Source organism: Stenotrophomonas sp. CFBP8994, assembly GCF_034044835.1.
In the GTDB taxonomy this organism is placed as follows: Bacteria; Pseudomonadota; Gammaproteobacteria; order Xanthomonadales; family Xanthomonadaceae; genus Stenotrophomonas; species Stenotrophomonas rhizophila_A.
Genome location: NZ_JAXCWT010000003.1, coordinates 176,176 through 190,023 on the forward strand (window position 1 = coordinate 176,176; position 13,848 = coordinate 190,023).

Sequence of the window (13,848 nt, forward strand, 5' to 3'; positions counted from 1 at the left end):
TCACGGCAACACCGTGACCTTCAACTCGCGCTCTCCGATCGCCTCGTTCCCGCTGTAGTCCCGCGCGCTCCCACGAATGATGTAATCCCCCGCCGGCAATGCCTCCGGCTGCCAGCGCCCGGTCTCCACCAGGCCATCGCGCACCGTATTGGTCACCAGGTAGCGGAACCGCGTCACCGCACTGCCGTGCACGGTAATCCCACTGTCCGGCGCATACGCCACCACCGTGGCACTGTCCTCGCGCGGCATCCGGTTGAACACGATGTTGAAGCGCGGCTGCTCGTACCCCGCCAGCGGCGTGCCAGCCGCGTCCAGGATCTGGTACCCCACCTGATATGCCCCCAACCGACGCCTCGGCAGGTTGTTGTCCACCTGGTCCCACGCCTCCACCACGATCTGCACGCCCGGCCCAACGCGCGAAATCGGCACGCGCCCGTTCGCCCCGGCCTTGATCGGCTGGTCCAGGTCATCCAGCACCGCGACGTCCGTAATACGCGGCGCGAAGCTGTCGGCGTAGCCCACGAAGCCCAGCGCCACCGCATTGCGCTGGAATCCACCCGCGCCGACGCTCAGGTGCACGTGCGCCATGCGGTTGATGCTGCCCAGCGGCTCACCGGCCTTGAAGCGCGTGCCCCGGCGAACGCGTACCCGCTCCAGCTTGCCGTCCAGGTCGCGCAGCTGCGGCCAGCGCGCGTCGAACGCGCGGTCACGCGCATCGCGGCCTACCTTCATGTGGATGTAGCGCAGCCGGTCCAGCGACAACCCTTCGGCCTGCCCGCCCACCGACCAGCTCGGGAAGGGACTGCTCACCTTCGCATCGGCCATCGCCAGCACCGTCTGCCCGACATCGCCACGGATATCAAAGCCATCGTGCAGGTGGTGGCGGCTCTCACCACTGAAGTTGCCGCGCACCTCACCCAGCGTGCCCACCACCTCATGCCAGCCGAGCTGCGGAGCCAGCGGCCAGCGCCCACCGGTGTCCGGCAGCGCGGCATCGGCGGCTGGACCGATCAATGACGGCGCCGGCGTGGCGCCGACCGCCAGCGCACGCAGGCGATGCACCCGGTATGACGCCGCATCGGACACATACAGCCCGCCATCGGCATCCAGCGCCAGCCCGCCCGGACGCGAGAAGCGTGGCTGCGCCGACGCGCCGGTGAGGTCCACCACATGGCCCAGTGCCGACAACTGCACGACCTTGCCGTCGAAATCGCTCACATACACCACGTCATCGTGGGTCACCGCCAGCGCCAGCGGCCCGTTTAGCAGGCTGCCGCGGGCCAGCAGCGTATCCAGCGTGCCGTCCGGCGCCAGCCGGCGGATCGCGGCGTTGAGCAGGTCGGCGATCAGCAGGTTGCCGTGGGAATCCAGCGCCAACGCCACGGGCGTATCCAGCCGCGCGCCCACCCCTGCCCCATCCACGTTGCCCGGCGCATCACCGCCGGCCAGCGTGCGCACCTGGCCATCGGGCTCGATCACGCGGATGCGGTCGTTCCAGGTATCGGCCACGAACACACGGCCACCGGCATCCACCGCCACGCCCATCGGCCCATCAAAGCGCGCCTGTGCGGCCGGGCCATCGGCGTAACCGGCGGTGCCATCACCGGCAATCGTGCTGACCACACCATCGGCGCCGATCCGGCGGATCACGTGGTTGCCGGTATCGGCGACGAACACATTGCCGGCACCATCCAGTGCAATGCCTGACGGCGTATTGAACTGCGCCTGCAGCGCCGGGCCATCGCGCCAGCCCTCGCCCTGCCCGGCCAGCGTGTCCACCCGCCCATCGGCAAACACCCGGCGGATGCGGTTGTTGTCGCCCGCATCGGCCACATACAGCACGCCGTGCGCATCCAGTGCGAGGCCGTAGGGGTCGGCAAACCGGGCCTGCGCCGCCGCGCCATCGCGCAGCCCGCCCACGCCGTCACCGGCCAGCAGGCTGACCTGCGGGGTCCAGCCCAGCACCGTGGCCACCGGGCCCGGCGGCGGGGCCGGCGCGGCCGGTTCGCGCAGGAAGGTCCACGCCAGTGCCGCTGCCACCGCCACGCCTACCAGCGCCACCATTGCCCATCGTGCGCGCGTCATCGCTGTCCTTGCCTGCTCGTTCGGGACACGACCTTAGCCGCTCGCCGCGTGCCTGCAAACCCTGCGTGCGTCCGCATCGACTTGTGTGGATGCCGCGTTCCGGTTTCAATCGTGGCTCAGACCAAGGAAGGAAGCACCGCATGACCTGCCATACCGGCACTGCCCTCGTCCTGCTGCTCTCGCTGTGCGGGGTGCCGGCCGCAGGCGCGGCCGCCGCTGCCAGTGGCGCTACCCTGGATGCTTCCACTGTTGAGGCATCGCCCGCCAACGCCGCGTTCCTGGCCGAAGTAGGCGCCGCCCTGCAGCAGTCCGACGCAGGTGACAGCCTGGGCGCGGCCATTACCCTGGATCGCCTGCTGGTCGATCCGCGCATGGCGCAGCTGGAGGTGGCCCAGCGCAGCGACGTATGGGCATCGGCGGCCATGGTGTCCGGTGCACAGAAGCAGGACGACATCGCCCTGCAGCGCCTGCAGCAGGCGCTGGCGATCAATCCACGCAACGCCTACGCGCGGCTGCGGCTGGCGTGGACGCAGATGGTCGATGGCACGCCGGAGAACGCCGCCGACAACGTCATTCTCGCGCTGGCCGATGGCGAAGGGCAGCCGGACATGTCCGCCGAGATGGTGTGGCAGCTGGACACGGACCTGAAGCACCTGCCGGCCAAACGCCTGGCTGTGCTGCAGGGTCTGTTCGACCGCGAGTGGAAGATCGACGGCATCGAACCGGTTGAACTGTGGTCCATCCTGGCCATCCTCCAGGTCGAGGCCGGCCAGACCGACAAGGTCGCTGCCGCGCTGGAACGCATCGATGCACCGATCCCGCTGGTGCGTCTGCGCGCCGACAAGCGCTTTGACCGCTTCCTGCGCCGCGATGATCCCCGCTACGACCCGGTGGCCGCCGCACGTCGCCATATCGACCGGCTTCGCGTGGACACCATGCTGTCACCGGGCGTGAATGAAACCGCCGTTGAACTGACCTCGGCGCTCATGGTGGCCGGCGAGCTGCAGGAAGTGGTGGGCATGACCGCACCCATCGCCGAGGCTGCCGCGGCCGCGCGTTCGGCGCCGCCGGAGATGGCGCGCCACATTGCGTGGATGCTCGACACCCGCAGCCGCGCCTACCGGCGCCTGGGCAAGGCCGACGACGCGGTAGGCGCGCAGCTGCTGGCGATCCGCATGGCCGACCCCGCGGGCGATACGGTCAGTCAGCGCCTCAACCTGGCCAACCTGTATGCCGCCCTGCACCGTCCGTCGATGGCACGCGAAACGATGCAGGGCCTGGACAACATGAGCACGTATGGCCGCAGCACGAAGGCGGTGATCGAACTGCAGGCAGCCCTGCAGCTCGACGATGCCGCCGCAGCGTCGCGCGCACGCGAGCAACTGTTCGCCAGCCGCGTTGAAACCCCCGGCCACTACCGTGAGGCGCTGTTGCTGGAGAATCGGATGGACGAAGCCGCGGCCGGCCTGATCGTCCAGCTGCAGGACCCGATGGACCGCAGCGATGCCCTGCTTGAGCTGCAGGACACGCGCGATGCGCCACCGCTGCCGGAGGAAGTCCTGCTTACGGCGCGTTGGAAGCAGCTCAAGCAACGTGCCGATGTGCAGGCTGCGGTGCGTCGTGTTGGCCGCATCGAGTCCTACCCGCTGTTCACCTTCTGAGCGCAGGTCAGCGCGCCGGGGTTTCCGCCTTGAACCCCATCGCCTCGCGGTAGCGCGCGTACAGCGTGCCCACCTTCTCCACGTAGGCCAGCGTTTCGGCATACGGCGGCACGCCCTTGTAGCGGGTCACCGCACCGATGCCTGCGTTGTAGGCGGCCGCCGCCAGGGTGCGGTCGCCCTTGTAGCGCGCCAGCAACGCCTTCAGGTACCGCGCGCCGCCATTGATCGACTGCTCGGCGGAAAGCGGATCGGACACGCCCAGTTCGGTAGCGGTATCGGGCATCAGCTGCATCACCCCCTGCGCGCCCTTGGGCGACACCGCGCCGGCATCGAAGCCGCTTTCGGCATGGGCAATCGCGCGCAGCCAGGCATCGTCCACGCCCGTGGCACGCGCCGCCGCCTTGAACTGTTTCGCATGGCGGTTGAGCTGCGGCGCGCCGACCTTGCCCAGCCCTTCGTGCGCGGGTTCGCCTGGTGGGGTGGCCACAGTGAATTTCAGGAATACCCGCGAACCGGGAAGGTTGCGGGTGGAGTACACCAGCTGCCCGTCCTGTTCGCGCTCATACAAGGTGCCGCTGAACACCCCCATGTTGCCCCACAGGTTGGGAGCCTGCACCGCGTTGTCGTCGATCTGCTGCGCCTTGCACTTCGAACCCGGCTCCGGCGCCGTGGCCAGGCTGACGGTGTTGTTCTGTACGCAGCGATACACCGTGCGCGCGGACGCAGTGCCGGGCAACAGCAACGGCAACAGGGCCAGCACGGCAGGCAGCAGGGGCTTCATGGCTCCGGGGCCGCACGGGGGCGGCCAGATCTAGGGGTGGCGCGATCATCCGGCGGGCAGTGCGAACCGCAGGTGAAGCCTATGCGGGTGGTTGAGAAAATGACCCTGTTGGCCAACGGGGTGGGCGAAGCAAGCACCAGCCATGGCTGCCGGGGTGACGGCTTCACCTCCCCCTTGCGACCTGATGCCGACACTGGGGAAATACCGACAGGAATCTACGTGAAGCCCTGTTCCAAACCGACGTTACAGATGGTCATATAGGGCTCAATCCACGCCCGCCGGGCAGAGAGGTCCGCTTGAAGCGCGCCAGCACCATCGCCGCCATCGCGCTTGCCGCCCTTCTGGGGGCGATCCTGCCCGTGGCCGCGCTGGTCTACATCAGCTGGAGCCGCGCCCAGGTCGCCGAGACCGACCGCCTCGAGCGCACCGCCGAACGCACCCTTCAACGTGCCCACCGCGCCTACGAGGCCGGCCTGCTGGCGCTGCGCAAGCTCAACCAGGCGCAACTGCCCGGCTGCTCGCCCGAGCACCTCAAGCTGATGCGCAGCCTCACGCTGAGCACCACCTCCGCCGAACAGGTGGGCTATTTCGAGGAAGGCCGGCTGCGCTGCACCTCCTGGGGCATGGTCGAGGACCTGGTGCCCGAACCCACTCCAGACCACATCACCGCCGACGGCGCCTCCATCACCCTTGGCGTGCGGCCGGTGGCCGGCGATGGTGCCGCCTCGCTGCTCTCCCTGCAGCTTGGCCGCCACGACATCCTGATGGACCCCTCCCGGTTCGTGGATGTCATCGCCGAACCCAACGTGCGGCTGGCGGTGGCCACGCCCGATGGCCGCCTGATCGCCCAGCAGCCCATGGCCGACCCGGAACTGCTGCAGCGGCTGCTGCGCGAACCGCACAACGGACATACCCCGCGTACGCTGTTTGCCAGCGCGCAGGACCAGGAATGGCTGGCCATCGCCATCGCCCCACGGGTCGGGCTGGTGGCCGCCTTCCAGCAGCAGCTGTGGCAGCTGGTGCCGCTGGGCGTGGTCGGCGCCGTGCTGGCTACCGTCGCCGGTATCTGGCTCTCGCGCCGCCGCCTGTCGCTGCGCAACGAACTGGCCAGCGCGGTGCGCCGCCGTGAGTTCCGCATGGACTACCAGCCCATCATCGAACTGGACACCGGCATCTGCGTGGGCGCCGAAGCGCTGGTGCGCTGGTCGCGCGCAGACGGCACCCAGGTGCGGCCGGATCTGTTCATTCCGGTCGCCGAAGAAACCGGCCTGATCGAAGCGCTCACCGACCACGTGATGGACCTGGTGATCAGCGACATGCGTGAGCTGCTCATCCATGATCGCAGCGCGCATATCGCCATCAACCTGTCTGCCGGCGATGTCAGCAGCGGGCGGGCATTGAAGGTGCTGTCCGGCAAGCTGGTCGGCAGCGGCATCCACCCGCAGCAGATCTGGCTGGAAGCCACCGAACGGGGTTTCCTCGATATCCAGGGCGCGCGCACCTCGCTGGCTGCCGCGCGGCGTGCCGGGCACTGCGTGGCCATCGATGATTTCGGCGTCGGCTATTCCAGCCTGCAGTACCTGCAGCAGCTGCCCCTGGATGCGTTGAAGATCGACAAGTCGTTCATTGATTCCATCGGCACCCACAGCGTGACCAGCCCGGTCACCTCGCACATCATCGACATGGCCAAGACGCTGGGGCTGTTCACCGTGGCCGAGGGCATCGAAACCTCGGCCCAGCTCGCCTACCTGCAGTCGCGGCAAGTGGAGTTCGGCCAAGGCTGGTTGTTCTCGCGGCCGCTGCCGGCCCCCGAGTTCGTGGCCTTTCATGAGCAGCGGCGCATGCAGTATGGGAAGGCGCCGGAAGACATGCAGAACCCCAACTCGATCACCGAGTAGCGGGTTCATCGGCCGGTTGAAATGCAGCCCTATAATGGGCACGCGGCATCCAGCCGTCCCCGTCATGAGGTGTGCCTGCATGCGCCAGTAATGCCGCCGTCGTTGGACGGCCAGTCTCCTCCCCGCCCTGTTCGCAGGGGGAGTCCTTGGCATTGCTGGAGGTCGCATGACCGCATTCACCCTCACGCTCGACCGCGTGACATTCACCCTGCCCGATGGCCGGGTGCTGTTCCCAGAGCTTTCTGCTTCGTTCGATACCACCCCCACCGGCCTTGTCGGTCGCAACGGCGTGGGCAAGAGCGTGCTCGGCCGCCTGCTGGCCGGGCGGCTCCAGCCCAGCAGCGGACACATCCAACGGCAAGGCCACGTGCACCTGCTTGCCCAGCACAGTGGCGTGCTGCCCGGCCGCATTGCCGACCTGGCGGGCGTCGCCCCGCAGTTGGATGCACTGGACCGGATCGAAGCCGGCAGCGTGGACCCGCACGACTTTGCTTTGGTGGGCGAACGCTGGACCCTGCGCGAGCAGTTGCAGGCGCAATGGCAGCGACTTGGCCTGCCCGAACTGGATCCCGCGCAACCGGCCGCCACGCTCAGCGGCGGCCAGGCCATGCAGGTGGCGTTGGCCGGTGCCCTGCTCTCAGACGCGGATGCCCTGGTGCTGGACGAGCCCAGCAACCACCTCGACAGCGCACATCGGACCCGGCTGATCGATGCGCTGGCGCAGTGGCGTGGCGGCCTGATCGTCATCAGCCACGACCGCGCGTTGCTGCGGGAGATGCAGCGCATTGTCGAACTCACGCCCAGCGGGTTGCGCAGCTACGGCGGCAACTACGACCTGTATGCCGCGCAGAAGCAGGCCGAACAGGCCAGCGCCGAAGCCGAGCTCGCCCTGCGCAAGCGCGAGCGCCGACAGGAGCAGGCCGCACTGCGCGAACAGCGTGAGCGGCAGGAACACCGCCAGTCACGCGCCCAGCGCGATGCCCGCACCGCCAACCAGGCCCCCATCCTGCTGGGCGGCATGAAGAACCGCGCCGAGCACAGCGCCGGCCGGCTGCAGGCGCAGCAGCTTGAACGGCGCGCAGCGGCCGACAACCGGGTACGGGAGGCGGCAGCGGGGGTTGATGAGGCCGCCCAGATTGCAATGCTCGGGCCCAGCCTGGCTGCGCCCGGTCCGCAACAGGTCGCCACGCTTGCCAACGTGCACCTGCCATGGGTGGAGGCGCCCTGCCAGCGCATCACCCTGCACCTCCAGCGCGGCGACCGCATCGGCGTGCGTGGCCGCAACGGCAGTGGCAAATCCACCCTGCTGCGGGTGCTGGCCGGTGAGGTGGCGCCGCTCAGTGGCGAGGTCAGGCGCGGGGCTGACATCGCCCTGCTTGACCAGACGTTGTCCGCGCTCCCCGCGCAGGATTCCGCGCTGCAGCTGTTGCAGCGCGCGAACCCGAAGGCCAGCGAGGGCACCTTGCGCACCCGGCTGGCCCTGCTCGGCCTGGATGCCGAGCGCAGCCTGCGTCCGTTGGCCAGCCTGAGCGGTGGCGAACGGGTCAAGGCCGCGCTGGCCTCCGTGCTGTATGCGGACGTCCCGCCGCAGCTACTGCTGCTCGACGAGCCGGGCAACCACCTGGACCTGGCCTCGCTGGCCGCGCTGGAGCAGATGCTCAACCAGTACTGCGGCAGCGTGGTGATCGTCTCGCACGACCAGGCACTGCTGGATGCGGTGCAGCTGACCCATCATCTGGATGCCGGCGAGGAGGGGTGGCAGTTGAAGCTGCTGTAGTCGCGAACATCAGCACGCGCCCAAGTGAACGGCAGGCGGGAGTCGAAAGGGATGAGGCAGTCATGGTGGCGAAAGCTTGGAAGTGGATTGAAATGTTACTATATAACACCCAACGTTCCAGACCCTTCCCCCATGAAGACCACCAACGCCCTGCTCGACGCCGGCGCCATCGCCCTTTCCAGCCTGTGCCTGCTGCACTGCCTGGCCCTGCCGCTGCTCGCCGCCGCCCTGCCGCTGATGGGGGTGTGGGCCGAAGCGGAGTGGGTGCACATCGTGTTCGTGGCCATCGCCGCCCCGACCACCGGTTTCGCGCTATGGCGCGCCCACCGCAAGCAACCGCTGCCGGCCGCGGCGATCATCAGTGCAACCGCCGGTCTGCTTTTGCTGCTGGCGGGCGCAGCCGGGTGGCCGAGCCACGAAGCGGAGACGCCGATGACTGTAACCGGCAGCCTGCTCCTCGCCAGCACCCACATCTGGAACGCCTGGCGCCGCCACCGTCATTGAACCCGCATGGCTCTACGCCGCATGCCTGGTGTTACAGGCGGAGCAACATTCCTGCGAGGAACAGCAGCAGCGGCAAGGCGCTGATGATCGCGCCCACAATGCCCACCCATGGCCAGCGCTCGCGGCGTACGCGCGAGCCAATGGTCAGCAGCAGGCCCAGTACTGACGACGCCAGTACGCCCACCGCTACTCCGGCACTTCCGACCAGTAGGCGCCCCATTTCAGGTGATGCCTGCGCCACTGCGTAGGCCGCCGCCAGGATCACCGGGGCCACCAGCCAACTGGCGGTGCCGAGCAGCGGCCAGCGCTGGCCAGCGGCGCGGGAATCGACACGGGTGTGCAGCGGCTGGGAAGTCGGTTGCGGCATGTACGTGCTCCGTAGGTCTCTCCAACCGTACACCCAACGCAACGCGTACACACCGCCTGCGCAGGTAAAGGCTCACGATGCCCGCAAACCTGTCCCTGGGGGGAATCCGCCATGCGCACATTACCGTTCATGCTTCTGCTGCCCGGCCTGCTGCTGCTCTCAGCCTGCGGCGACCGCGACAATGCCGCCGGGATGTTCTCTTCCGACCCGCTGCTGGGCTGCTTTGCCACCCACCCCCGCAAGCCGGCCGAGTTCCGCATCGAACAGCAGCAGGGGCAGTACTTCGTTTCCTTCAACCGCGACGAGCAATGGCAGCGCGACACCACGCCGCTGCAGCTCTCCTCGCGCGCCGATATCGCCCGCTTCTTCAAGGATGATGCCGACCAGATCGACAAGGCGCTGGTGCGTCCGACGGGCGGCTTCGGCATCTTTCACTTCAATCCCGGCGCCACCCTCAAGGGCAAGGACAAGGACAGCGACTACATGGCGCTGGTGCTGATCGGCGCCGGCCCGGTGTTCCAGGTGACCTGCCCTTGAGCGCCTCACCCAAGGCGCCGCCCTACGGCGAACCACGGATATGCAATTGCCGCCGGGGTTTCCTCGTCGGTGCGGATCCCCACCGCACCAAACCCCGGGGTGACTTACGCACGTAGCGGCGCGTATGCCGCCGTGCTCCCGCTCCCCTGTACGGCCGACCCGCCCAACGCCACGCACGCCTCCGTTGCACGGCCACCCCCGGTAGCGGCATACGGCGGCGCGAGTCCCTGCGCACGGGACGCGCCAGCCATCCGAGTCGCCCGCCCACCATCCAGCGCACGCCACGCGGCACGGCCCGCCCGTACTTCAGCATGGCCCGCCCTCCCTGGCACAACGGCGGTGGATGGAACTGTAGGGCCACTCGCAGGCCTCCCGCACGAACCCGTGCTGCACGGGATAGCTGTGCACGTAGGCGATGTGGCGCTGCACGTCATCGGCATCGACCAACCGTCGTTCACGGAAGTCGGTGTGCCATAGCGGCCGCACTGTGCGGTCACGGCGTACCATCGCACGCGGTGGATGACCCGGCAGCTGGCGGTCGAACACGGCCTGGATCTGCAGCCATCGCCGGTGGCCCTCTTCGTCCCCGTCCGGCAGCGTCCACACGCCGTGCAGATGATCGGGCAGCACCACGATTGCATTGATCCGGAACGGCCGCGCCTGCTGCGCTATCCGGAATGCCAGTCGCAGTAACTGCGCGTGCTCCACCAGCAGGCGGCTGTAGCGATCACGAAGATGCGCGCTGAAGAAGTACGCGCTGCCGGGTTGCCAGGAGGGGTTTTCAGTAGCCATGGGCGCAGTGTGCAAATCTGCGCGAGCGCGAACGATCGGGGCAGCCCGCGCGCAGGCGTCAGTGCGCCGCCCGGCCCGCGGTCAGGATGCGGCGCGTGGCGGTCCCAGTTCGCTTTCACATGCCTGTTGAGCTGCGTGCCTGATCTGCTCGCCCAGCATCAGGGCGTTCTCTCCGCCCAAGCGCTTCGCCGCCAGCGAAGCAGGCGACAGCAGACGCCGCAGGGCATCGCTGACCGGCACCGACCAACTGCGCGGCGTGGAGGGGACATCCACTTCCGGCAGGTCACCCAAGGTCCACGGCAGCATCTGCAGCTTCTGCGATCGCGACGAAATGACCTGATCGGGCGCGTCGCGGAAACGGATGACCACGCGCATCATGGGGTAGTCGTCGGTCCATTCCATCTGCGTGTAGTACGTATCCAGCTGCGCTCGCAACGCGCTCCCCTTCATGAGGTCAAACATCCGATTGCGGATGTTTTCGGCGGTACACGCAGGTACGTTGCGGCTCGCACCGGGCGCTGCGCTTTCCAGCATCCCGAGCGGGCGCACCCGCCGCGCCATCACCTGCATACCCCGCTCGCGCGGCCAGGGGGGTGCCGACAGCGCCCACACCAGCTCGCCCACCCGCTGCGCCGGCACCGTGGCCTGCGTGGTTTCCACTCCCTCGGCCGTTTCCACCTTCGAGGTACGGGTAAACGCACGTTGGCCACCGCTGCGCTGCAGCCGGTGTACTTCGTCCGCACGGCTCCAGCCGCTGTACTGGTACTGGATCTCCACCGAGCGCACGTTGTCTATCGCAGCCGGCGGCGGCCCGCTGCCCGGTACCGTGCACGCCACCAGCAGCACGGCAGGCGTGCACCCAAGGAAGCGCAGAACGACACGGTGGAAGATAGGCATGCTGTCATTCTAGACCCGTCCGCAGGCGACGCGCCGCACAGTATTGAACCTCTCAATCGCTCCAGTTCCGGCTCTGCGACGCAGTGCACGGCGACGGTCCGATCGACCGGGACACAGTGCCCTCACCTCGGCCCACCGCGCAGCCCCTCCCATGTTCTCCGTGCTTCTGTTCCTGCTTGCCAGCACCCGTTCCGAGCCGTTCCCGCCTGGCTACCACGACCGCCCCGGATTCTCCGACGACGGTACCCACGTCATCATCCGTACCGCCCTGTGGGACGACTTCAACGGCGGCAAGGCCCCGGTAGAGCAGGTCCTCATTCCCAACGAGGACGGCTCCTTCGCCTACCAGTACGCGCGTCAGTCCCGCGCCACGCGGATGTACCACGCCACCTACTGCTGGTTCCACCAGATGTACCCCGAAGACTCAACCTCCAGCGGCCCCGGCACGTACGGCGGGTGGAGCTGCGGCCGCAGCACGGAACATCCACCGGCGCCCCCTGCGTGAACCAGCCCGGCGGCCATCTCGGTTACGATGCCCACCCCTTCCTGCCCGTCGGCCGGCTGCCCTGCAGTACCGTCCGCCCTGATCCCGTGACGCACTACACCGGCCCCCTGCTCACCCGCCCCCTCGCCGAAGCCCTGGTCCGCGCCCGCGATGCCGGTGCGACCGAGTGGACCGGCTCGCTCGATCTGGCACGCTCCAGCGGTACCGCCACGCTGGGGACCGAGAGCTGGCAGTGGAAGGGTGAAACCTACGCCTACCCGGGCAAGACCAAGGACCGCACCCTGTACTACTGGGATGGTGAGGAATTCCTGGCGGTATCCCGGTTCGGCTCGGCGCTGATCAAGCTGGTGCCCACCGAGTGGGACGCGCCCACCTTCGAGATCGACGGCATCAAGATGCTGCCCAGCGCGCAGGTTTCGCCCTACGAGGATGCGCGCCGCAAGGTGGCGCTGGTGGCCCCGGCAGGCAAGACCGTGCTCGATACCTGCGGCGGGCTGGGTTACTTCGCTGCCTGCTGCCTGGAAGCCGGGGTCACCCGCATCCAGTCGTTCGAGAAGAACCCGGATGTGCTGTGGCTGCGCACGCTCAACCCGTGGTCGCCCGACCCGGAAGCGGCCAGCAGTGGTGGCCGCCTATCGCTGACCCACGCCGATGTCTCGCAGGCGATCGAGGGGCTGGGAAGCAGCTCGGTGGACGCGATCCTGCATGACCCGCCGCGCTTCGGGATCGCCGGCGAGCTGTACTCGCAGGTGTTCTATGACCAGCTGGCGCGGGTGATCCGCAAGGGCGGGCGCATGTTCCATTACACCGGCGCGCCCAACAAGCTGACCAGCGGCCGCGATGTGCCGCGCGAGGTCGCCAAGCGGCTGGAAAAGGCCGGCTTCAAGGCTGAATTGGCGCTCGACGGGGTGCTGGCGGTCAAGCGCTGATCCCGGCCGACGCGCAGGTGAACCGGCGGCCACGCCTCTACCCGCGCTTAACCCCGGCGCGGGTCCGCTGACCTACGCTACCGTTTCGTTCCACGTCCCAGGTACCTGCATGACCCCGAGCACTCCTGTCGCCTTCGATGAAACCGAACGCCAGCGCGCCCTGGATGCGCTGCACATCGTGGGCAGCCTGCCCGAACCGGCGTACGACGATATCGTCAAAGTCGCTGCCGCCGTCTGCGGTACCCCGATGGCACTGGTCACCCTGATCGACCGTGACCGCCAGTGGTTCAAGGCCCGCACCGGCTTGGAAGGCGTGCAGACCGAACGCAACGTGGCCGTGTGCGACCACGCCATCCGCCAGCCGACCCAGCTGATGGAAGTGGGCGACCTCAACCAGGACGCGCGCTTCGCCGACAACCCCGTGCTGAAGGACCTGGGCGCCCGCTTCTACGCAGGCATGCCGCTGGTCACCGAAGCGGGCGCCGCCGTAGGCAGCGTGTGCGTGGTGGACGTCAACCCACGCGAGCTCAACACGACCCAGCGCGAAGCCCTGCAGGCATTGGCCCGCCTGACCATGACCCTGATGGAAAGCCGCGGCCGCGAACGCGAGCAGCAGGTGGCCGCCATCCTGGACCATGGCGTGGCGGAAGAAACCGCCGTTGCCCCCGACGCTGCCGGCAGCTACACCGTGGTGATCCTGGAGCTGCAGGACCTGTCGGAGCTGGCCCAGCGCCTCGGCGAGCGCACCCTGGACCGCCAGCTGCAGCAGCTGGACCAAGCGCTGGAACACTGCCTGCAGCCAGACCGTGGGGACAGCATCAACCGCGTGACCGGCAGCGGCGAGTTCATCGCCGTGCTCGGCGGCGACCACGTGGACGATACCGTGGAGAAATTGCAGCGGGTGGCTCGTGAAACGAGCCAGAGCCTCGGCAGCCCGCTGCTGCTTGGCGCCGCGTCCACCAGCACCGGCGAAGCCACTACCGCTGTTTTCCTTCGGGCCGACCAGGCATTGAGCGCCGCGAAAGACGCGCTACGCGCCTAAGGAAAGACCACCGGGTGCGACGTCCCCACAGTCCCAGCGGCCGCGTTCGCCACGGCCGGACCGCTCAGCGGTA

At 68.3% G+C, this 13,848-nt stretch carries 13 protein-coding genes; 8 read left to right on the forward strand and 5 right to left on the reverse strand.

All coding sequences use genetic code 11. The annotated features are described in order from the left end of the window. Positions 1 to 2,085: an NHL repeat-containing protein gene (locus SOM39_RS09280; protein WP_320458170.1), complete on the reverse strand. Its 2,085-nt coding sequence runs from the start codon at positions 2,083 to 2,085 to the stop codon at positions 1 to 3. A gap of 140 nt (positions 2,086 to 2,225) precedes the next feature. Between SOM39_RS09280 and SOM39_RS09285 the strand changes: the two genes are divergently transcribed. After that, the gene (locus tag SOM39_RS09285) at positions 2,226 to 3,746 is read left to right on the forward strand and encodes a hypothetical protein (RefSeq protein ID WP_320458171.1); all 1,521 of its coding nucleotides are present in this window, start codon (positions 2,226 to 2,228) and stop codon (positions 3,744 to 3,746) included. A gap of 7 nt (positions 3,747 to 3,753) precedes the next feature. On the opposite strand, the gene SOM39_RS09290 is transcribed toward SOM39_RS09285, so the two are convergent. Further along, complete coding sequence (locus SOM39_RS09290) at positions 3,754 to 4,527, reverse strand: transglycosylase SLT domain-containing protein (RefSeq protein WP_184124495.1); 774 nt, start codon at positions 4,525 to 4,527, stop codon at positions 3,754 to 3,756. A 296-nt stretch (positions 4,528 to 4,823) separates the two neighbouring features. On the opposite strand from SOM39_RS09290, the gene SOM39_RS09295 reads away from it, so the two are divergent. From SOM39_RS09295 to SOM39_RS09305, 3 genes are all read left to right on the forward strand, one after another. Further along, entirely contained in the window at positions 4,824 to 6,425 is a 1,602-nt protein-coding gene (locus SOM39_RS09295) for an EAL domain-containing protein (protein WP_068848914.1), read from the forward strand. Between the two features lie 166 nt (positions 6,426 to 6,591). Next, a complete protein-coding gene (locus SOM39_RS09300) occupies positions 6,592 to 8,202 on the forward strand; it encodes an ABC-F family ATP-binding cassette domain-containing protein (protein ID WP_320458172.1) in 1,611 nt (536 codons plus the stop codon). A 132-nt stretch (positions 8,203 to 8,334) separates the two neighbouring features. Further along, positions 8,335 to 8,706 (forward strand): MerC domain-containing protein, encoded by a 372-nt coding sequence (locus tag SOM39_RS09305; protein WP_320458173.1) that lies wholly within the window; start codon positions 8,335 to 8,337, stop codon positions 8,704 to 8,706. Between the two features lie 31 nt (positions 8,707 to 8,737). Here SOM39_RS09305 and SOM39_RS09310 read toward each other — a convergent pair whose 3' ends face one another. Next, a complete protein-coding gene (locus SOM39_RS09310; protein WP_320458174.1) occupies positions 8,738 to 9,073 on the reverse strand; it encodes a hypothetical protein in 336 nt (111 codons plus the stop codon). Between the two features lie 111 nt (positions 9,074 to 9,184). On the opposite strand from SOM39_RS09310, the gene SOM39_RS09315 reads away from it, so the two are divergent. After that, a complete protein-coding gene (locus SOM39_RS09315) occupies positions 9,185 to 9,610 on the forward strand; it encodes a hypothetical protein (protein ID WP_068848907.1) in 426 nt (141 codons plus the stop codon). 306 nt (positions 9,611 to 9,916) lie between these two features. Here the strand turns inward: SOM39_RS09315 and SOM39_RS09320 are convergent, their stop codons facing one another. Together SOM39_RS09320 and SOM39_RS09325 are read right to left on the reverse strand one after the other, a co-directional pair. Beyond that, positions 9,917 to 10,402, reverse strand: coding sequence for an REP-associated tyrosine transposase (locus SOM39_RS09320; RefSeq protein WP_217539100.1), 486 nt, complete (start codon positions 10,400 to 10,402; stop codon positions 9,917 to 9,919). Between the two features lie 81 nt (positions 10,403 to 10,483). After that, positions 10,484 to 11,299, reverse strand: coding sequence for a hypothetical protein (locus SOM39_RS09325; RefSeq protein ID WP_320458175.1), 816 nt, complete (start codon positions 11,297 to 11,299; stop codon positions 10,484 to 10,486). A 151-nt stretch (positions 11,300 to 11,450) separates the two neighbouring features. On the opposite strand from SOM39_RS09325, the gene SOM39_RS09330 reads away from it, so the two are divergent. From SOM39_RS09330 to SOM39_RS09340, 3 genes are all read left to right on the forward strand, one after another. Then, positions 11,451 to 11,804, forward strand: a complete 354-nt coding sequence (locus SOM39_RS09330; RefSeq protein WP_320458176.1) for a hypothetical protein — start codon at positions 11,451 to 11,453, stop codon at positions 11,802 to 11,804. 86 nt (positions 11,805 to 11,890) lie between these two features. Further along, positions 11,891 to 12,733 carry an SAM-dependent methyltransferase gene (locus tag SOM39_RS09335; RefSeq protein ID WP_320458177.1) on the forward strand — a complete coding sequence of 281 codons (843 nt, stop codon included), beginning with the start codon at positions 11,891 to 11,893 and terminating at the stop codon, positions 12,731 to 12,733. Positions 12,734 to 12,842: 109 nt separating this feature from the next. Next, positions 12,843 to 13,775 (forward strand): GAF domain-containing protein, encoded by a 933-nt coding sequence (locus tag SOM39_RS09340; RefSeq protein WP_320458178.1) that lies wholly within the window; start codon positions 12,843 to 12,845, stop codon positions 13,773 to 13,775. Positions 13,776 to 13,848 lie beyond the last annotated feature (73 nt).